Genomic DNA, 19975 nt, shown 5'->3' on the forward strand with positions numbered 1-19975 from the left:
GGGAATTTTTTTATGGCCAATCATGATCAAGTTAATTTGCGTTACTATGGATTAATTAATACGGAGGAGTCCCATAAGGCTACACAATTTAGAGTGCATTGGATGTGTAAACAGGCTGCAGGTAAAAAGGTACTGGATATAGGATGCAGCCAAGGAATCACCTCTATTTTACTAGGAAGAGAAGGTTTTGATGTTACAGGGGTAGATCTTGAGGAAACAAGTATCAATTATGCGAATGAAGAGTTAAAAAAGGAATCGAAACTTGTCCAAGACAAAGTGAAATTTCTCTTGCATGATGCTACCACATTAGATAAAAGTCTTGGGAAATTTGATACCGTTATTTTAGGGGAGGTACTTGAGCACTTTTCTCATCCCCATAAAATTTTAAAAAGAGTCCATCTTTCTCTTAATGATAAAGGACGTGTCCTTGTCACAGTTCCCTTTGGTTTACACCCTTTTCACGACCATAAGCAAACGTTTTACATTGGAAATCTAGCGTATCTTCTTGATCTCTATTTTGAAGAAATAAAGATTGAGGTTCATTATAAATATATTTGCTATGTCGGACGGAATAGAGAACGAATCAAATCTAATTTTGAAATTGAATATACACCGGAGCAGCTTAAAAAATGGATAAAATTAGATGAGGAGAACTTCCTTCAGATCGAGAAGAAAAATGAGAAATTGTTTAAAGACAGAAAACAGCGTTTGGAAGTAAAAGAAAATCAAATTAAAGAGATGCAAAAGCGCATAGAACAGATGAATAAACAATTAGACTTATTTACATTACAACAAAAAAAAATAAAAGATATGTCTATAAGTAAAGAAGAGGCCAATTGTGACTCTGAAAAAAATTAGATGCGAAATTAATAGGATTTTGAAAATGCAAAAACCAATTGAACTGTTTGCCGTGCAGCTGAAAAAAGATGCTGATTTTGATAGAAACTTAAAAATCTTTATCATGCCAATATGTTCAAATTAGATCATCAGACTAAATTAGTTTCTGATTTTAATTGAACAGCAGATGAATTTTTTCTTGAAAGTAGATTATTCCTGGAACTTGTCTTCTTCTATCAACATAAAATGATAGTAAGAAGACATTTTTAAATAATTGAAAATGAAAATGAACATAGTGAGGTGAAACATAATGAAATATACAATAGTCATACCTGTTTATAATAAAGAGGCTCATTTATATAAAGCAATTCAAAGTGCCTTTAATCAATCTCTTCCCCCTGCCTCCATTATCGTGATAGATGATTGTTCTACAGATAATTCCATGATGAAAATAAAAGATTTCGTTCAAGATTCCCGGCTTAAAATTATCCAATTAAAGAAGAATTCAGGGATATCCAAAGTATTGAATGAAGCTTTGAAACACATCAAAACACCATATTTCATTCAATTGGATGGCGATGATTGGCTGGAGCGTTTTGCAGCAGAGAGGCTTGTAACTGCCATGCACAAAAATCCGTCCGCCGCTTTTGCTTTTGGAGATCATAGACTATGGCAATATAATCAGCGTAATGAATTAGTTTTTATCCAAAACTTGATTCAGCCTGTATATGCGAGTAAATATGATTTCTTATTAAAGCTGGGATATATGGTAAATCCGCGCTGTTACAGAACTTCATGTATTCGCCATGTTGGCGGGTGGATAACGGATGATCCATGGGATGGCAGATACTTTGAAGATGCTAGAATGATTATTCGTTTGGCTGAACAATTTGCCTGGATTCATATTAATGAAGTTCTCCACAATGTGCTGATTGATTATGAGAAAGCCGAAAAAAAGTACCCAATGTACAGCTATTTAAGGCGATCTTTTTATGAAGAGATGATAAGAAGATGGGGAAATGAATACACACCAGTATGGAAAACCCATTCCAATCAAATTGTTTATCTTGAAAGATTAGTTAAGAAATAAAAAGAATTAATGTGACTTAACCTTACCTGAAAAGTACGTTTTAACGTACTTTTCTAGTTTGGATGAATCCTAAAATTGTTTATCGCAGTTGAAAATTAAGGTATTGCCCTCTTGCATTACTTACTGATTCTATGAAAAATCTATGAAAAAACAAGTGTTCAAAAAATAAATAAAATTATATTAGCTCCTTTAAAAAATGGTAGAACCTTTTAATAGAAACTTTCATATATTATTAATAAATAAATAGTAAGGAGCAAATGAATGAAAAAACTACCAAAAGTGCTGTTGCTGGGTATTCCAGAATGCGGTGTTTCTACTTTGAATGAAATTGTGCATAGAATACCTTTTTTACGTTCAGGAAAATGGTTAAACCAATGGGAAGAAGAAGTTTGCGGGGCTTTGAAAGGATTGAATTCAGGAGAAGTTTGGACAGGATACGTTTACTACAGTGGGGAAGTGATGCGGTATTTAGAAGATAATCAAATCCGGAGAATTTTTATCTATAGGGATCCAAGAGATATGATATTGTCTTATCTGTTTTACATTTTAAATGACGATAAACATATCCATCATAAGTATTTCACTGAGCATTTAGACTGCTTGGATGAACAAATAAAAAAAATGATAACCGGTTTTTATGAATCCGGAACGATTGCCAAGCAGTACGGTCAGGAGGCAATTGGATACGGAAGTATGAATGACCATTACCTCCCATATTTAAGGTGGCTGGAAGATCCAAATACTTGTGTGATCCGCTATGAGAATCTAATTGATGATAATTCCAAATCCAGTGAGTTGAATAAAATAATCGATTATTTATGGGAAGACATCAAAGAGGAAGGTTTTTCGAAGGAGGATTATTTAAGACTATTCGAGGATGCTCAATTTTATAAAAATATAAAAAAAGATACTTCCAATGAATGGGTAAAATATTTTTCGGAGGAAATTAAAGAGATATTCAAGGAAGAAGCAGGAGAACTATTAATCTATTTAGGATATGAAAGTGACCTTAAGTGGTAATGCCGGAAGCATTATATAAGAAAGGGTTGGTTTAAATGAAAATTCTTCTAGCTACTTTTTGGACATATCCTCAACTAAGCGGTGTGAACACGTATATCACATTACTTCGGGAAATACTGGAACAAAATGATCACAAAGTGGACATACTTGCACAAAAACCAAATTCGGATAATTATTATTTGATAAGCAGGGACGAAGTAATTAACGGAAAATCCGCTCCAAAAGCAAAAATTATGGATTTTGTTTCCCCTTTAATGAGAGGCTATTACCATCAACAATTGCCTTATGTTGATCAATGGGTCCATTGGCAGGAAATTGAACGTTACACCTTTGAATTGTCTGCTTCGTTATTTGATTTGAGTCAATACGATCTTATTCACTCACAGGATGTAATAACATCAAGGGCAATATCCAGAGTCAAACCAGATCATGTTCCGCTGGTGGCCACTATTCATGGCTTACTTGCTAAAGAAATGATCGTAAATGAAGATATTTTAAGTGAGAATAGAAAATTGGCAAAGAAGTGGAATCACTACCTTTCAGTAAAAGAGTACCTCGGTGTATCCTCTGCAGATCACGTAATCATTCCCTCACAATGGCTTGCAAAGCAATTAAGCAGTGAAAATATTGGCGCTCATTATAATAAGATGAACATAATACCCTATGGAATGGATATATCTTCTTTTCTGCAAAAGATGAATGATGAACCTTCCCCAAAAACTCCTGAACTAAGTGAAAATATACAATTTATTATTTCTTGCCCTGCACGATTAGTGACTCTCAAAGGTCATCAAACGCTTATCGATTCTTTGAGTATTATAAAAGAAAAACGAAGTGATTTTGTCTGCTGGTTTATAGGGGATGGTGAACTGGAAAACGAACTCAAGAGATATGCAAAAGAGAAAGGATTATCCGAAATAATCTTCTTTTTGGGTGAAAGGAAAGACGTACCTGCTCTATTAAATAAAACAGATATAGTTGTTCTGCCTTCTTTACAGGACAATCTCCCATTTGCCATCATGGAAGCGCAGGCTGCGGGGAAGCCTGTTGCCGCTTCGGAGGTTGGGGGCATTCCAGAGATGATTACTCATAAAGAAACAGGCCTTTTGTTTGAAAAAAGAAACAGTCTGCAGCTGGCAGAAAGCATCCTTGAGCTTTTGGATGATTCCGCTCTTCGCACAAAATTAAAAAATAATTCAAAAAAATCAAGTGAAATAAAGTGGTCCGTTCAAACGAAATATCAATCCACAATTAACATCTATAATCAAGCAATAGCGTCTGTAAATGCCCAAAGTAATCTGATTGATAAAGTAGAAAACAAAAGAAATAACCCAGAAAGTATTTTTATGTTTGAAGTGAATGTTCCTTTATACACCAAAGTCTGGAAGGAGATTTCAAAAAATCTTCCTGCAAACTATACTATTCCAGATTTAGAAATTAATATGTCTCTTTCAGATAAAAATAGTAGCTGATTGGACCCGGGGCTTCTAAACCTGAGATAAAAAAAGAAATGTTTCTTTTTTGTGCTACCTAGGTGAAGAAGCTTCGTTTTGCTTATGACGATACCTGAATTCTTCATAAGCTCCTGATCCTAAAATGACGCCAGTAACAATGAAGCAAAGTCCAACTAAATGAGAAGGCAAAATGGCTTCTTTTAAAATAAGAGCCGATCCTGCAAGAGCAAAAAATGTGCTCAGATTCATAAAGATGGATGTTTCTGCAGGCCCAACCATTCCAATCGCAAAATTATATGTCATATGCCCGATTGCGGTTGCAAGAATGGCTGATGCGAAAAAGACTCCCCATACAGCAGGTGTTCCATGAAAGAGGCTCTTTATTCCTTCAGGTTCAGTAAACAAACTGATGACAAATAGAATCATTGAGCCGAAGAAAAGCATATAGCCTGTCATTAAGCGCGGATCAAGTGTCCGGCACGCTTTTTTAATAATAATGAAGCTGCAGGCCTGTGTGAAAATGGATATGAAGATGTAGATATCTCCTGCATTTATGCTGCTAATGCCTTTGCTTCCTGCTAAAATGGTAAATCCTACTCCAGTCAGTCCCAGCACAAAACCTGTAAATCGTATGACTGTCAGTCTTTGTTTCAGAAAGAGAATGGATAAGATGGCTGTAAGCATAGGACCAAGGCCAAGTATCAAGCCTCCATTTGTAGAAGTGGTCATTGTCAGTCCTACTGAAAGGAAATAGTGATGGCACACAACGTTCAGCAGGCCGCCGCCTGCAATATACATTGTTTCCTTGGCAGTCGGTTTGCGAAGAAGTTTTAAAAAAGATAAGATAATGAGTACACAAATACTTGCTGTGAAAATTCGTACGGCTGTTACCGTAACGGGCATAAAGCTTTCAACGATGATTTTGAGTAAAGGCACGTTAAGTCCCCATATGAGCATAACACCGATCAAGATAAGATAGATGCGCGTGTTTTTCAAGGTTTTCCCTTCTTTCTGCCAAACTATCTAAGTAGCATATCATATAGGAAGCTTTTCCCTCAAAAGAATTGTTTCGCGAGGCTAAGAATTAAGATTGGACATACATTCGAATGATAGTGACATTTGGCCTTCAATATGGTAAATTGAAAATAATGCTAACCGGGTTTTAGGAGGTGTCGTCCATGCACATTTTATTAATCACATTACTTGTCATTGTAAGTATTGCACTTATTACTGTTGTTTTACTTCAGTCAGGCAAAAGTGCTGGTTTATCAGGTGCTATCTCCGGAGGAGCTGAACAGCTTTTCGGAAAACAAAAAGCACGCGGAATGGATTTGGTGCTTCATCGTGCGACAGTCGTGTTATCAGTACTCTTTTTTATACTGACGATTGCGGTTTCGTACGCTGGATTTTAATAAATGACATTGATCGAACGGGGGTCTGATTCTTATCAGACTCCCTTTTGTCATTTATCCAGAATCCCTTAGAATCAACATTTTTGCCCTTTAATCAAACGTTTGTTTAAATAGAACAGATGATGGAACCTTATAAATAGATACTTACATAAAAGGAGTTTTAAAATGAAGAGAGTATGGCCAAAACCATTTACATTTGAAGGCGGAGACCGTGCCGTCCTGCTTCTACACGGTTTTACAGGCAATACAGCTGACGTGAGGATGCTTGGACGCTATTTGAATGAGAGAGGATATACCTGCCATGCACCTCAATACAAAGGCCATGGCGTACCGCCTGAAGAGCTTGTGCACACTGGTCCTGAAGATTGGTGGAAGGACGTGATGGACGGCTATAATCTGCTGAAAGAGCGGGGGCATAAATCGATCGCGGTTGCCGGTTTATCCCTTGGCGGTGTGTTTTCTGTCAAATTGGGTTACACTGTACCTGTAAAGGGTATTGTTCCGATGTGCGCCCCTATGTATATCAAGAGTGAAGAAGTGATGTACAAGGGGATTTTAGAGTATGCCCGCAACTTTAAGAAATTCGAAGGAAAATCAGAAGCAGAAATCAAAGAGGAAATGAAGCAATTTGAAAAAACGCCGATGAATACACTGAGGGCTCTTCAGGAACTGATTGCAGATGTAAGGAATAATGTGGATATGGTTTATTCACCGGCATTTGTCGCTCAAGCGAGACATGACCACATGATTAATACAGATAGTGCAAATATTATTTATAACGAAGTAGAATCTGATAACAAGCATTTAAAATGGTACGAAGAATCTGGACATGTCATCACACTGGATAAAGAGCGCGATCAGCTCCATGCAGATGTGCATGAGTTTTTAGAAAGTCTTGATTGGCAATAATCCCAAAAGGAGGGACGCAAATGGATAATAATATGAAGATACATATTGATAAACTGCATTCTTTTATGAAAGAAGAAGCATACAAGCCTTTAACCGTCCAGGAGCTTGAAGAAGCGTTTGGAATTGAGGATTCTTCTGAATTCAAGGAGTTTGTAAAAGCTCTTGTGATGATGGAGGAACAAGGCCTGATTGTGCGCACAAGAAGCAACCGATACGGCTTGCCCGAACGAATGAATTTAATTCGCGGAAAAGTCAGCGGACATGCAAAAGGATTTGCTTTTGTCATTACAGAGGATCCAAATCAAGGAGATGTGTTTATTCCGCCGAGTGAGCTAAATAACGCCATGCACGGGGATACTGTCCTGGTCAGAATCAGCACCGAATCGAGCGGGAGCAGACAGGAAGGCACAGTAATCCGCATTGTAGAGCGCGGTCTGAAAGAGGTTGTCGGAACTTATACAGAAAGTAAAAACTTTGGTTTTGTCATCCCCGATGATAAAAAGATTCCAAATGATATTTTCATCCCTAAAAAAGCTTCAAATGGAGCAATTGAAGGACACAAAGTGGTTGTTCACCTGACAACATACCCAGAAGGAAGAATGAGTGCAGAAGGAGAAGTCATTGCGATTCTTGGACATAAAAACGATCCGGGCGTTGATATTCTATCTGTTATTCATAAGCATGGTCTTCCGCAGGCTTTCCCGGTAGAGGTATTAGAACAGGCCAATGATGTTCCTGAAACAATCAGTGAAGAAGATATCAAGGATCGCAGGGATCTTCGCAATGAAGTCATTGTCACAATTGACGGTGCGGATGCAAAAGATCTTGATGATGCAGTTACCGTAACTGAGCTTGAAAACGGAAATTACAAATTAGGCGTTCATATCGCGGATGTCAGTCACTATGTGACAGAGAACTCCCCAATTGATAAGGAAGCATTAGAGCGCGCAACGAGCGTTTATTTAGTTGACCGCGTTATTCCGATGATTCCGCACCGTTTATCAAATGGCATTTGTTCTCTTAATCCAAAGGTGGATCGCCTGACGCTCTCTTGTGAGATGGAAATCAACAGCCAAGGTGAAGTCGTAAAGCACGAAATTTTCCAGAGCGTAATCAAAACGACAGAGCGCATGACATATTCTGATGTAAAGGAAATTCTGGTTGATCAAAAACCAGAACTGCTTGAGAAATATGAATCGCTTGTACCGATGTTTCAGAGGATGGAAAAGCTTGCGCAAATTCTCCGCAATAAAAGGATGACCCGCGGGGCAATTGACTTTGATTTTAAAGAAGCAAAAGTGCTGGTTGATAAAGAAGGAAAGCCTAAAGATGTTGTCATACGTGAACGTACAGTTGCAGAACGTCTGATTGAAGAATTTATGCTGCTTGCAAACGAAACAGTTGCAGAGCATTTTCATTGGATGAAAGTGCCGTTTATTTATCGCATTCATGAAGAGCCAAATGCTGAAAAACTGCAGCGTTTCCTGGAATTTGTAACGAACTTTGGATACACAGTAAAAGGAACCGCAAACACGATTCACCCTCGTGCTCTTCAGGATATCTTAGATGATGTAGCGGGACAGCCTGAGGAGATGGTCATTTCCACTGTCATGCTGAGATCGATGAAGCAGGCTAAATATGATCCGGAAAGTCTGGGGCATTTTGGTCTTTCAACTGAGTTCTACACTCATTTTACATCACCGATCCGCCGTTATCCGGATTTAATTGTCCATCGCTTAATCCGCACCTACTTAATTGAAGGCAAAGTGGATGAAGCAACGAAAACAAAATGGGCAGAAAAAATGGATATGATAGCAGATCAGTCATCGAATATGGAACGCAGGGCAGTTGATGCTGAGCGTGAAACAGATGACCTTAAAAAAACAGAATACATGCTGGATAAAGTCGGGGAAGAATATGACGGGATTATCAGCTCAGTAACGAACTTTGGAATGTTCGTTGAGCTTCCTAATACAATCGAAGGTCTTGTTCACGTCAGCTATCTGACCGACGACTATTACCGTTATGATGAGCGCAATTATGCGATGATCGGCGAACGGACAGGAAACGTCTACCGCATCGGTGATGAGATTACAGTACGCGTTGTGAATGTAAACAAAGATGAACGCGCTGTAGATTTCGAAATTGTCGGCATGAAAGGAACAAGACGCCGTCAGCCGAGTGATGCTCCTAAAGTAATTAAAGGAGACCGCGGAAAAAGAAGCGGTGCGAAAGAGGGCAGAGGCAGAAAAAAATCATCAGATGAAAGAAAGAAACCTGCAGAGCGAAGCGGCAGTGTCGATGATGGCTGGAGCAATCAAAATCCGAATAAAAAGAAAAAGAAGAAAAAATCGTTTCAAAATGCTCCTGCAAGCAAACGAAAAGTAAAAAAGAAAAAACGTTAAGCACTATTCTTAATCTTTGCAGTTGCTATATAGAAAACATTTGGGATGGGAGCCTCTGAGGCTTCCTTTTCCATTCATATTTTGTTAAAATATAGCCTATCGCTATAGAGAGAGAAAGGGGGATGCAGCATGCCAAAAGGATCTGGTAAAGTCGTTGCTCAAAATAAAAAAGCAAATCATGACTATTCGATTGAAGAAACGTATGAAACAGGCATTGTTTTGCAGGGGACGGAAATTAAAGCCATACGTGCTGGACGTGTTAACTTAAAGGACGCTTTCGCAAGAGTGCAGCAGGGAGAGGTTTTCCTTCATAACATGCATATCTCGCCATACGAACAAGGCAACCGCTATAATCATGAGCCCCTGAGAACAAGAAAGCTATTGCTTCACCGCAAAGAAATCAGCAAGCTGATCGGACTTACAAAAGAAGAGGGCTATGCGCTTGTTCCCTTGAAAGTTTACCTGAAAAACGGTTTTGCTAAGGTTTTGCTTGGCTTAGGTAAGGGTAAAAAGAAATATGACAAACGTGAAGACTTGAAGAAAAAAGAAGCGAAACGCGAAGTGGAACGAGCTTTCCGCGATCGTCAGAAGGACTATTGATTGACAATAACTTACAATTGATTTCTTGTTCATATCTGATATAATAGAACTTGTAAGACAAACAGCACAATTTCATATCCGCTCTGATCTTTCATGAGCGTTTCCGTTTCCCTTTAAGGGACTTCCCATAGTGAAGCTGGATTAACTTCCATGCCGATCTTACTATCATGGGGACGTTACGGATTCGACAGGGATAGTTCGAGCTTTAGTTGCGAGTCGAGGGGATCGTCCTCGTTAAAACGTCACGCCAATAATAACTGGCAAATCAAACAACAACTTCGCTTTAGCTGCTTAATAACAGACTATAGCGGTTCCTCCCTCCATCGCCCATGTGGTAGGGTAAGGGACTCACTCTAAGTGGGCTACGCCTGATGCCTCCGTCTGGGGATAAAGGAAGAGACCAATCAGACTAGCTGCTCCGACGCCCGTTGATAGGCATAAGAGTTAGCGAACTGCGAATATATCAACTACACTCGTAGACGCTTTAGTGGCGATGTTTCTGGACGTGGGTTCGACTCCCACCGTCTCCACCATACATATTTTGGTGACTAATAATTATGCGTGTGACTTTACCCATAATATTGCTGGTTTGGCAAAGATATGCTTCAATAAACACTCGGCCAAATTTTGCTTTAATTTCAATTAAATAATTACATTTGAAAATTAAAAGCATCCAATGAGGATGCTTTTTTGTTTTCTGAAACAAATAAGTATTTAATATGCTCCTCAAGTAATCTTAATTTTAGTATTTAATTATTTGAAGTATAAATTGTGTCTACAAGTAGATCTTATCCTTTATAAACAAACTCCAGCATATTTTTAGAATAAAAACCACCCAAGCATATTCCAAGGGTGGTTTAAACTGCTTCCGCAGGTTTTTCTATATTTTCTGTAACTTTATCTGAAATCGATGTAAGAATTAAATTGTGAATCGTAATCTCTGGGCGGCTTCCTACCCGAATATTCACTCCGGTTTGCCCTAAACCTTCACTTATATAAAACGGTTTTCCATCGTGATGATGCAAACCTTTTACCATGTTCATCCGAACTAATTTCCCCATTTTAATTAAATGATATGGTTTTGGCCAATGAATTTGTCCACCGTGAAAATGACCAGAAAGCAAGTAATCAAAATGATAGTTTTTCATGCTGAGAACTATATTCGGATCATGCGTTAATACAAGATTATAGCCATTTAAAATTTCACGATATGATTTGTCAATCTCACTTCGATTTGTACTAAAGTCATCGATCCCAATAATGTTCAATCGCTTGCCATTAATCATCAGTACATCATTCTGGTTTTGCATGGTTTTACATCCATATTCCTGTAATGTGTGCTTTAAATTAAGAAAATCGGGATGACTCAGTACATAATCATGATTTCCAAAAACCGCATATATTCCGTGCTTTGGATTTAATTCATTAAACACTTTTAAATAAGGAACTAACTTTGAGATGCTCCGTTTTCGGTCTAAAAAATCACCTGTTAAAGCAATTAAGTCAATCGATTGATTACGAAGACTTTCATATACTTTTTCTGGGGTAATCGATATATTTTCAAGATGCATATCGGAAATATGCAATACACGAAACCCTTTTGAATGCTCAGAATTAGCGTTATTTATTGAAATATTGTTAATCAAAACAGTTTGAGTATTTTTATAACCTTTATAAAATAATAAAAATATGAAAATCGCAATAATGAGTGGTAACAAAATAAACAATTATATCCCCTCCTCCTAACAATTATAGGCAAAAGGAGGGGATATTGTAACCTGTAATTAATGGAGATACTTCCAGTGACATTATTTCTACACTAACTGTCATAATCATTTCAATGCACTCAAGTGGATCAGTTTCTGACAATTAAAACTCTGCTGTTAGAAATTCTCTTATATGTTTCCGTATTTTTTTAATAAGGATTTCTTTGACATAAATAAGTAGTTTGGAGACGGAATTTTTTGCCCTTTTGTTGATTGTCTTGTTGTTGAAATAAAATATATAGGAAAAAGTGCCAATTGTTTAAAGCGATTATAGGTTGGACTCAAAATAGTGAAAATCTCAAATCCTAACCTTGTACACCCCTTGTTAAGCAAGGTTATACCAATAATCCCCTTAATCTCATCTACATCTTTATGCTGGTAAACATATGACGCTAAATGAGGTAATGATTCTTTTACCCTTTTATATAATATCATGGCTTTTTTTAGATCATTGTTAACAGTTAGAAGCTCTTTTAATAATTGAACATTATGAAGATGAATTTTCACGAGGACATCATTCTTTTTGATCTTGGTTCCATCTGATAAAACCACTTCACGGCCTTTGTAACGTGTCAGCCTTACTCGGAATATAGCGGGCTGCTCTTTCGTTTTTAAGTATTGCAAACGAGTAAATGAATAGTACAATGGGTCGAATATACTCCAAGCTGAAAGTATATAAAGCCTTATTCTCATAGATCTTCTCCTTGTAAATGGTTTTAACCTTTTTTTATTGTGGCTAAGCTTCCTCGCAAATATGATGGAAATTAGAGGGTGGGGAGAATGATTCCTCGCGAATAACACAAACTACTTTAAAAAAGAGCGAGGAAGATTATTTATGATAAGGGTACTTTTCTTGCCATTCTTGCAGATATCCTCTGGTCATCATCATGTAGCAGATGGAATGATAGAATCCCTATCCGGAAAAAATGGCATATTTGACTGTGAAAAAATTGATATTTTATCTTATCGTTTCGGGAAAATAGAAGCTTTAGTGTCATCAATTTATTTAAAATGGATCCATCTCTCTCCTAGGTTGTATAGCTGGATATATCTAAAATCCGTTTATGAAAATGAAATGGACCATAATCGATACCGCATGTATGAACACTTGTTTTTACTTTCGATGGAAAAATTAATTGAAGAAAAAAAACCTCATCTCATTATATGCACTCATGCTTTGCCTTCTTATTTGCTTAGCCAATTAAAAAGAAGGAAAAAGCATACGATTCCTGTCATCAATGTTTATACCGATTATTTCATTAATCATATATGGGGAGTAGGTGAGATCGATTATCATTTTGTCCCAAACATAGAATCTTTGGACTATTTAAAAGACAGAGGCATTGAATCAGAGCGGATTTTTGTAACAGGGATACCTATCCATCCAAAGTTAAAGGAACAGAAAAAGGAAACGAAAGAACAAAACCAATACTCGGTACTAATTTCAGGGGGGAACCTTGGCGTAGGAGCCATCCAATCATTTATTCAAAAGCTTCATCCGGCAGGTAATATTCATTACCGGGTTTTATGCGGAAAAAACAAAAATCTTTTTCAATTTATTACCGAGATGAATGATCCAATGATCATTCCATTATCATACATTTCATCAAAAGAGGAAATGAATCAGTTGTATCATGAGGCGGATGCGATTATAACGAAGCCTGGCGGAGTCACGATAAGCGAATGTTTATTTAAAAAAATCCCCATTTTTGTGTATCATGCCTTGCCTGGACAGGAGGAAATCAATTTATGTAATTTGAAGAAGCAAGGTCTCGTGTTTCAATTAGAAGACTGGAATTCGCAATCAAATCTTGAAGAACAAATACTATCCATTTTGGTTAGCGAACAACATCAAAACTCGTTAAATGAACAACTAAATGCCTATCATCAACAACTATCAAAGCAGGATCTATCAGTCATGATTGAAAAAATTTTAACTAAGCATGGAATATAGGCCATGTCTAACATGAAATACTTTTCAAATAGAAGGGCTCAATATTCTCTCTAGCTCTTTATATTTTGTTGTAATTTAAATCATAGGGTGTGAAGATTTTGGAATTTAAAGTAATGACCTTTAATATCCACCATGGCAAGGGCATGGATAAACAATTGGATCTTTGCCGAATTGCTGAAGTAATCGAAAAAAGCGATGTCGATATCATTGGTCTAAACGAAGTTGATAAGCATTTTTCAAAAAGAAGTGATTATGAAGACCAGATTAGCTGGCTTGCCAAACAATTAAACATGAATCAGACTTTCAGCCCTTCTTTATCTATAACGTCTAAAAATTCAACTAATGTTAGACAGTATGGAAATGCCCTTCTGTCTCGCTATCCAATCGTAAACGAAAAGAGGCATCTTTTTAATTTCATACCAGGATTCATAGAAGGAAGGTCATTGCTAGAAGCCACGATTGAGATAAATGAAAAATTATTTCAAGTCAATGTAACCCATTTAAGCCTTAATCCAATTCTGCATCGAAAGCAATCCGATTTTATTGTAAATCAGTGTCATAAGGCGCCTCATCCAATGATTATTATGGGTGATTGGAATATGAGGCCAGAATCAAAAGGATGGAGAAAAATAACCGGTGAATTTCAAGACGCATGGCATCTTGCCGGCAAAGGGGCAGGCTTTACTTATCCATCGATTCGACCAAGATCAAGATTGGACTATCTATTCGTCAGTCATCATTTTCGGGTTATTGAAGCAGAAATTATAACAAACTTCCCAATTGCATCTGACCATTTACCGTTAAAAGCAATATTATCATTCAGTTGAAGGAATCCAAAACAAAGAATATACAACTATCTTATATAAATAATAATAATTTTGTAAAAACATTCCATAATAATCACAAGGAAGCAAAGTTTTGTGAGGAGAGGAGAGGAGAGGAAAGAATGGCACAAGACAAATCTCAGAAAAAAAGAATTATCATGCTCATGATCGATACATTAATGGATCCGTCTATACAGGCTGCAATTAAGGAGGGAAAAGCTCCAGCTTTACAATTTTTTATGAAAAATGGCCGTTATACATCAAATCTTGTTAGTCCGTTTCCAACTATGTCAGTCAATGTTGATAGTACTTTATTAACTGGTGTATATAGTGATAAACACAAAATCCCAGGCTTACTTTGGTATAACGAAAAGGAAAAAAGAATTATCGACTATGGTGGTCAAGTTAGTGAACTTTTTAAACTGGGACTAAAGCAATCCATGGTAGACATATTTTATAATTTAAATCATGTGCATTTAAGCAAACAGCATAAAACCCTTCATGAAATTTTAAAAGATAAAGGAATTCAAAGCGCATCCATAAATGCTCTTATATATAGGGGAAGTTACCCTACCCAATTGAAAATCCCCTTTCTCTTATCATTGTTTACAGGCTTAAAAAGGGAGCTGAATTCTTACTCACCGAACTTGTACTCATATGGAGTGATGCACAAGCTAAACCCTTTAAAAAAGAACTCTTTCTTTTGGCAAAAGTATGGATTCAACGATAAATTTTCTGCAAATGAACTGACCTATCTTATAAACCGAAATGAACTACCGGCCTTCACGATTGGCTATTTTCCAGATTTAGATCAAAGTGTACATAAAAATGGGAGAACGGATATAAAGGGAATTGAAAAAGTGGATAAACAGCTACAAAAAATATTAAATCAATTTCAATCGTGGGAGGATGCTCTAACCAACAATATCTGGATTATTCTTGGTGATAATGGACAGGCGTGGATCAATCAAAATCGTAAGGAAGCCTTAATTGATCTTAGAAAGCTTTTGAGCTCATATCGAATAGTAAAGTTGAGAAAGGGAGTTACTTTGGAAGACGAAATTGTTCTTTGTGTTAACGAAAGAATGTCTTTCATATATACACTTGATACTCAAAAGGCACCTTTAGAGGAAATAGCGAGGATACTGCAAAAAGATAGTCGAATTGATGTGATTGCATTAAAAAAAGAAAAAACAATAACCGTCATATCTGGATTACATAGTGGGCATCTTCAATTTCATCCTGATGGGGATTATTCCGATGAGTATGATCAATCATGGTTTATAGAAGGAGAAAAGGAGATCTTAGGCCTTACCATTACAGATAAAAGAATCGAATATGGTGATTACCCTGATGCCTTAGCAAGATTATATTCATCTTTTTTCTCGCATGAGGGTGAATTTATCATTGTAAGCGCAAAACCTGGTAATGAATTCTTAGGGGAGAGTTCTCCGACACATGTTGGCGGGGCAAGTCACGGAGGTTTGCACAAACAAGATTCTTTAGTGTCCATGATTGTTAGTGGTACCGATTCAACTCCAAGGCATATGCGCATTTTAGATATTAAGGAATGGCTTTTGACGTTAATCTCATAAAAACACCTTATAGCTTTCCTTTTAATTCGAAAATGATCATTAATTTACCAATTATATTTTCCCTCTCTTATCACACAATAAAAATGTCTACAAATGTAATTGTATGACAAGGAGGATACAGGATGAACAATTTTCAAATGCTTTCTTCAATCTTTAGAGGTGGAAGAAGAAATAATATCTTACTCGGTATGTTTAAAAGAAATCGAAATAATGGTACCAGGCTTATGCTTCCCCTGTTAGGAGCAGCCATACTTGGGATAATAGGAAGTCGGAATACACAAGTTAGACAACAAGTTCGAAATGGATATAGAAAGGTTCAAAATACTGTGGGAAATATGCAAAATACTATACAAAATAGAAATTCCCTTCAAAGTAACAACTTCAATTTAGCCAATGCAGAATTCAGTGAAGAATTAGTTCCAGATACCACAAAAACATATAACTCAAAAGATTAAGTGATTTTTTCACAAAAACTTGGATAAGTTATTATGCTGTCCTTAGATGGAAGACTTTCCATCTAAGGACCTATTATCGGGTTAATTTCAGTGAGGTCAAATTCAGTTGCCAAAGACTTATTACTATGGCAAACATGTAGCTCCAGCAATAATAATTTTTAAGGTGACTGTCACTAATATTCGCCACAGCCTAAAAAGCCCTTTTAACAAGTGGAATTAAAAAAATATGAGGAAGTAAATCAAACCAATTGAAGTTCTCTATCTAATTGTATAAATTCATTTTATGTAGCAAATCTTAGTAGTAAGACATTATTATGTCATACATATTCATTAAAAAGGAAGGTTAGAAAAATGTACGATGGCAAATTATTTTATTCAAGCACCGTTCGTAAAAGGAACAGCAGCAATGAAAGAGAACATAGTTTTACAAACCCAATAATACACAGAGAAATTCACGGAGATAAAGTGTATGTACCCTTAAACTTGGAACGTGTTTGGAATAATTAATAAAGCCCATCTCTTAATCGAGAGGGCATTTTTGATTTAGTCAGCAATCTGAGTTTCTGCCTAAAGGTAAATATGAGTTACATATTTGATGAAATGGGATAAAGATTGAAAATAACATTCTTTTCTTTGAATCCCGGAATGCTGGGAAGGATTAAAGAAACTTGTCAATTGTTAAGAAACAATGATGAGTGCTCTATTTGCACATTATTAAAAATCAACACAAAAAGATCAAGGATAAAAAACATTAATGAAGAATTTATCTATTATAAAAGTCTGCAAGTGTTAGATAATTTTATTGGAGCAGTTGAGAAAGAAGTGTTTCAGAAGATACATTATAAGTCCTTAAAAATCTGTCAACTGAATAAGACACAGCGCGAAAGTATGATGTTTAAACGTTAATCGAGTAATTATTAACAGTTTCAGCTATTTGGATAATCAACACGCGTGAAATAAAAGAGCTGATGGGTAATCATGAAAAATGTCATCCTTTAAATTCCTCTTTACAGAGCTAGCACGTACTTGTGTTATCCTTTAATTCCCTCTAACCACTCTGAATAGCAAACATAACAAAGTGATTTTTCATGTTCATCTTGATCTTTTAAAAATGAAACGTGATACACTTTTCCTTCTTCAATCTCGTAATCGCAACAAAAGCATTGATCCGTCATTTTTGTAATCTCCTTTCTGGGCTGGTTTTTCAATTATATTTTTTGAAGTTTAAGCCAAAACTAAACTTGTAGTTTTATCCAGTTGGCTATATACGACTGATTTTGTTACAAATCGAGGAAAAGCCTCCTGACTTATCATTAAGGAGGATAAGTATATATTAAGCAAATGCTTTTTTAATAGCATCCTTCAAACCGTCTAATAAAATTTTGGTGTATCGTACTTTTAATTCCACTTTGTTATTCATTTTTGTGCCTATAATGTTATATCCACAAATACGAACATTATATTTATTAACGAAAAAAGCAGTTTAATTTTTAACTTATAAATTCAAGCAGGGAGGTTCCATCGATGAGAAAAGTGTTATTTTTTGCAATAATATATGGAGTCATTCTCCTTACAGCCTTTTATTATAGAGAAATACTGCTTAAATGGCTGAATGACACTGATTTTTCACAAATTCCTTTTATGTTTTTTCTATCGGTAGTGTTAAGTGTTGTTCCTATTATTCCATTTTCAGTTTTTGCTGGAATGATGGGAGCAAAATATGGGATTTGGATTGGAAGTATGATTAACTGGTTTGGCACGGTAGGAGCCGCAATAATCTTTTTTGTTTTGGCACGTTATTTTTTTATTAATGAATTTAAACAATATGTGAGTCGCTTTAAAGGTTTTGAAAAATTGAATAGTATTATTAATCGGAGTTCTTTTATAACCGTATTGTTGGCACGGCTTATTTATATCATCCCTCCTCCGGTAATCAACATCTATTCTGGCCTAAGCTCTATGTCATTTAAAACATATTTTTTTGCAACTGCCATTGGTCAGATTCCTGCAATGATCGTTTACGCCTTTTTAGGAAGTCAATTATTTACTTCTGTTCAAACATTTGTGCAAGGTCTTGTTTTATACTTAGGATTTATTCTAGTCGTTTTGTTGATTTACCGAAAATGGCTTAAAGGAAAGTCAAATGTTGCTTTAGAGTAAAAAATATAAAAGGTAATGTTAGCTCAGGAGGAAAGGAGTGAATAGAACAAAAGTAATGGTTTATTTCGATTTAGATTCCTTCACCATTATTTTATGATAATCTCCCTTGTTTCAAGGTTTTCACTCAATTTCTTTCACTACCTCGGTGGCGTTAGTTTAAGATCAAACTGTCTTATGGCAGCTTTTTTCTTTCTTCGATTTATCCGGAAGTTTAATGGAATAAGACTAACTAAATTTAAGGTGACCTGACGAAAAGGGTCACTTTTTTTATATAGTCGCAGGTGATTATTGTTTTTCTCCAAATGGGTAAGCTTGTTCGACTAGAATATATTTGGTTTTCAAATGGTGATTAAATTAGGATTTATAGATGTCAACTAGGGGTTGCGGGGTATTGCAACTACAGTTATGCTGCTTGAGTATTTTTAGAAGACGTAATGGGTTATAAAGGGTCAGATTTTCGGATAGTTTCCAGAAAGGGACTTTTACTTCCCGGAATGTCTCTTTTACTAGCGGGAACCGGATAAATACTTGCCGGTTTGGAAAAAACACTTTCTTTTTTACCTGATACTTCCTAAATATCAACGCTGTTAACCACACTGCCTCTTATTTCTGTTCAAATCTCTTTTACCGTTTGAAATTTCGACTCCCATCTGTTTAAATCCGAAATTCGGCAACCTCATTTTTGAGACAACAATTGAAAGAAAAAAATGCATCTAAGTTTGTTGACAAAATACCCATAAGGGTATAATATGAATCTTGTTCACATCCATCCCTTATCAGGGAATCGTGGAGGGTATAGATGATTTATTTCATTACAAGTATAATAGTACTTACATTTATTTTTATATATAATCGGTATTTTCCGGTACGGGGAATCCGCTGCAGCAATATGCCAGAACAGGAATTGGGCAAAATAGATGTTGTAGACTTAAGAGACTACAATGAGTCATATAAAGATCCGATTCCTGGTGCAATGAATATTCCAATTGCTTATTTAAACAGATACTACATGGAAATTCGTCATAAGAATATCCATGTGATTGCGTCGGATCGGGTGCAAATAAATTTTGGCATTCGCTTGCTGAAGCAAAAAGGGTTTCAGGTCACTGGATGTACGATTGCAAATAAAGAATGTGCTGAGATGAATTCGGCATAAATGAAAGGAGAGTCATAAAATGGAGTACAATGATCAAATGAAAAACCGAGTAAAGCGTATTGAAGGCCAGCTAAGAGGCATATTGCGCATGATGGAAGAAGAAAAAGAATGTAAAGATGTTATTACACAGCTCTCTGCAACAAGAGCGGCCATTGACCGTACAATTGGAGTTGTTGTCAGCTCAAACTTGGTTGAATGTGTACGTGCCGCCAATGAAGAAGGCGAAAACACAGAAGAACTTGTAAAACAAGCAGTAAATCTGCTTGTACGAAGCAGATAAAATAAAAGGGTTGACACCCTCTTTATTTTTACTCAGTATTATACCCATAGGGGTAAAT

At 36.3% G+C, this 19975-nt stretch carries 19 protein-coding genes and 1 other RNA gene; 16 read left to right on the forward strand and 4 right to left on the reverse strand.

The window, feature by feature from the left end:
* Positions 1 to 12 precede the first annotated feature (12 nt).
* From QFZ72_RS04400 to QFZ72_RS04415, 4 genes are all read left to right on the forward strand, one after another.
* Positions 13 to 858 (forward strand): class I SAM-dependent methyltransferase, encoded by an 846-nt coding sequence (locus QFZ72_RS04400; RefSeq protein WP_307429911.1) that lies wholly within the window; start codon positions 13 to 15, stop codon positions 856 to 858.
* Positions 859 to 1147: 289 nt separating this feature from the next.
* Positions 1148 to 1927, forward strand: a complete 780-nt coding sequence (locus QFZ72_RS04405; RefSeq protein ID WP_307429914.1) for a glycosyltransferase family 2 protein — start codon at positions 1148 to 1150, stop codon at positions 1925 to 1927.
* Between the two features lie 261 nt (positions 1928 to 2188).
* Entirely contained in the window at positions 2189 to 2947 is a 759-nt protein-coding gene (locus QFZ72_RS04410) for a sulfotransferase domain-containing protein (protein WP_307429917.1), read from the forward strand.
* A 35-nt stretch (positions 2948 to 2982) separates the two neighbouring features.
* Positions 2983 to 4419, forward strand: a complete 1437-nt coding sequence (locus QFZ72_RS04415) for a glycosyltransferase family 4 protein (protein ID WP_307429920.1) — start codon at positions 2983 to 2985, stop codon at positions 4417 to 4419.
* 54 nt (positions 4420 to 4473) lie between these two features.
* Here QFZ72_RS04415 and QFZ72_RS04420 read toward each other — a convergent pair whose 3' ends face one another.
* A complete protein-coding gene (locus QFZ72_RS04420; protein WP_307429923.1) occupies positions 4474 to 5397 on the reverse strand; it encodes a DMT family transporter in 924 nt (307 codons plus the stop codon).
* Positions 5398 to 5579: 182 nt separating this feature from the next.
* Between QFZ72_RS04420 and secG the strand changes: the two genes are divergently transcribed.
* From secG to ssrA, 5 genes are all read left to right on the forward strand, one after another.
* Positions 5580 to 5813: a preprotein translocase subunit SecG gene (gene secG, locus QFZ72_RS04425; protein WP_070874455.1), complete on the forward strand. Its 234-nt coding sequence runs from the start codon at positions 5580 to 5582 to the stop codon at positions 5811 to 5813.
* Between the two features lie 165 nt (positions 5814 to 5978).
* Positions 5979 to 6722 (forward strand): alpha/beta hydrolase, encoded by a 744-nt coding sequence (locus QFZ72_RS04430; RefSeq protein ID WP_307429927.1) that lies wholly within the window; start codon positions 5979 to 5981, stop codon positions 6720 to 6722.
* 32 nt (positions 6723 to 6754) lie between these two features.
* Positions 6755 to 9127, forward strand: coding sequence for a ribonuclease R (gene rnr / locus QFZ72_RS04435; protein WP_307439581.1), 2373 nt, complete (start codon positions 6755 to 6757; stop codon positions 9125 to 9127).
* 129 nt (positions 9128 to 9256) lie between these two features.
* Positions 9257 to 9727: an SsrA-binding protein SmpB gene (gene smpB / locus QFZ72_RS04440; RefSeq protein ID WP_223438251.1), complete on the forward strand. Its 471-nt coding sequence runs from the start codon at positions 9257 to 9259 to the stop codon at positions 9725 to 9727.
* A 169-nt stretch (positions 9728 to 9896) separates the two neighbouring features.
* Positions 9897 to 10260: a transfer-messenger RNA gene (ssrA, locus tag QFZ72_RS04445) on the forward strand.
* A gap of 324 nt (positions 10261 to 10584) precedes the next feature.
* On the opposite strand, the gene QFZ72_RS04450 is transcribed toward ssrA, so the two are convergent.
* Together QFZ72_RS04450 and QFZ72_RS04455 are read right to left on the reverse strand one after the other, a co-directional pair.
* Positions 10585 to 11454 carry a metallophosphoesterase gene (locus QFZ72_RS04450; RefSeq protein WP_307429930.1) on the reverse strand — a complete coding sequence of 290 codons (870 nt, stop codon included), beginning with the start codon at positions 11452 to 11454 and terminating at the stop codon, positions 10585 to 10587.
* Positions 11455 to 11622: 168 nt separating this feature from the next.
* Complete coding sequence (locus QFZ72_RS04455; RefSeq protein ID WP_307429933.1) at positions 11623 to 12186, reverse strand: YkoP family protein; 564 nt, start codon at positions 12184 to 12186, stop codon at positions 11623 to 11625.
* A gap of 142 nt (positions 12187 to 12328) precedes the next feature.
* On the opposite strand from QFZ72_RS04455, the gene QFZ72_RS04460 reads away from it, so the two are divergent.
* From QFZ72_RS04460 to QFZ72_RS04475, 4 genes are all read left to right on the forward strand, one after another.
* On the forward strand, positions 12329 to 13447 hold the full coding sequence (locus QFZ72_RS04460; RefSeq protein ID WP_307429936.1) for an MGDG synthase family glycosyltransferase: 1119 nt from the start codon (positions 12329 to 12331) through the stop codon (positions 13445 to 13447).
* An 89-nt stretch (positions 13448 to 13536) separates the two neighbouring features.
* Positions 13537 to 14274, forward strand: a complete 738-nt coding sequence (locus tag QFZ72_RS04465; RefSeq protein ID WP_307429940.1) for an endonuclease/exonuclease/phosphatase family protein — start codon at positions 13537 to 13539, stop codon at positions 14272 to 14274.
* A 119-nt stretch (positions 14275 to 14393) separates the two neighbouring features.
* Positions 14394 to 15866 (forward strand): alkaline phosphatase family protein, encoded by a 1473-nt coding sequence (locus tag QFZ72_RS04470; protein WP_307429942.1) that lies wholly within the window; start codon positions 14394 to 14396, stop codon positions 15864 to 15866.
* A 122-nt stretch (positions 15867 to 15988) separates the two neighbouring features.
* Positions 15989 to 16321, forward strand: a complete 333-nt coding sequence (locus QFZ72_RS04475; RefSeq protein WP_307429943.1) for a hypothetical protein — start codon at positions 15989 to 15991, stop codon at positions 16319 to 16321.
* 1031 nt (positions 16322 to 17352) lie between these two features.
* On the opposite strand, the gene QFZ72_RS04480 is transcribed toward QFZ72_RS04475, so the two are convergent.
* On the reverse strand, positions 17353 to 17496 hold the full coding sequence (locus QFZ72_RS04480; protein WP_307429946.1) for a hypothetical protein: 144 nt from the start codon (positions 17494 to 17496) through the stop codon (positions 17353 to 17355).
* A gap of 349 nt (positions 17497 to 17845) precedes the next feature.
* Here QFZ72_RS04480 and QFZ72_RS04485 point away from each other — a divergent pair, with 349 nt between their 5' ends.
* The 3 genes from QFZ72_RS04485 (at position 17846) to QFZ72_RS04495 (ending at position 19917) form a co-directional block, all read left to right on the forward strand.
* The gene (locus QFZ72_RS04485) at positions 17846 to 18481 is read left to right on the forward strand and encodes a TVP38/TMEM64 family protein (protein ID WP_307429949.1); all 636 of its coding nucleotides are present in this window, start codon (positions 17846 to 17848) and stop codon (positions 18479 to 18481) included.
* Between the two features lie 799 nt (positions 18482 to 19280).
* On the forward strand, positions 19281 to 19637 hold the full coding sequence (locus QFZ72_RS04490; protein WP_307429951.1) for a rhodanese-like domain-containing protein: 357 nt from the start codon (positions 19281 to 19283) through the stop codon (positions 19635 to 19637).
* Positions 19638 to 19656: 19 nt separating this feature from the next.
* Positions 19657 to 19917 carry a metal-sensitive transcriptional regulator gene (locus QFZ72_RS04495; protein ID WP_307429954.1) on the forward strand — a complete coding sequence of 87 codons (261 nt, stop codon included), beginning with the start codon at positions 19657 to 19659 and terminating at the stop codon, positions 19915 to 19917.
* Positions 19918 to 19975 lie beyond the last annotated feature (58 nt).

The sequence above is a fragment of the Bacillus sp. V2I10 genome (assembly GCF_030817055.1).
Lineage (GTDB): Bacteria > Bacillota > Bacilli > Bacillales > Bacillaceae > Bacillus_P.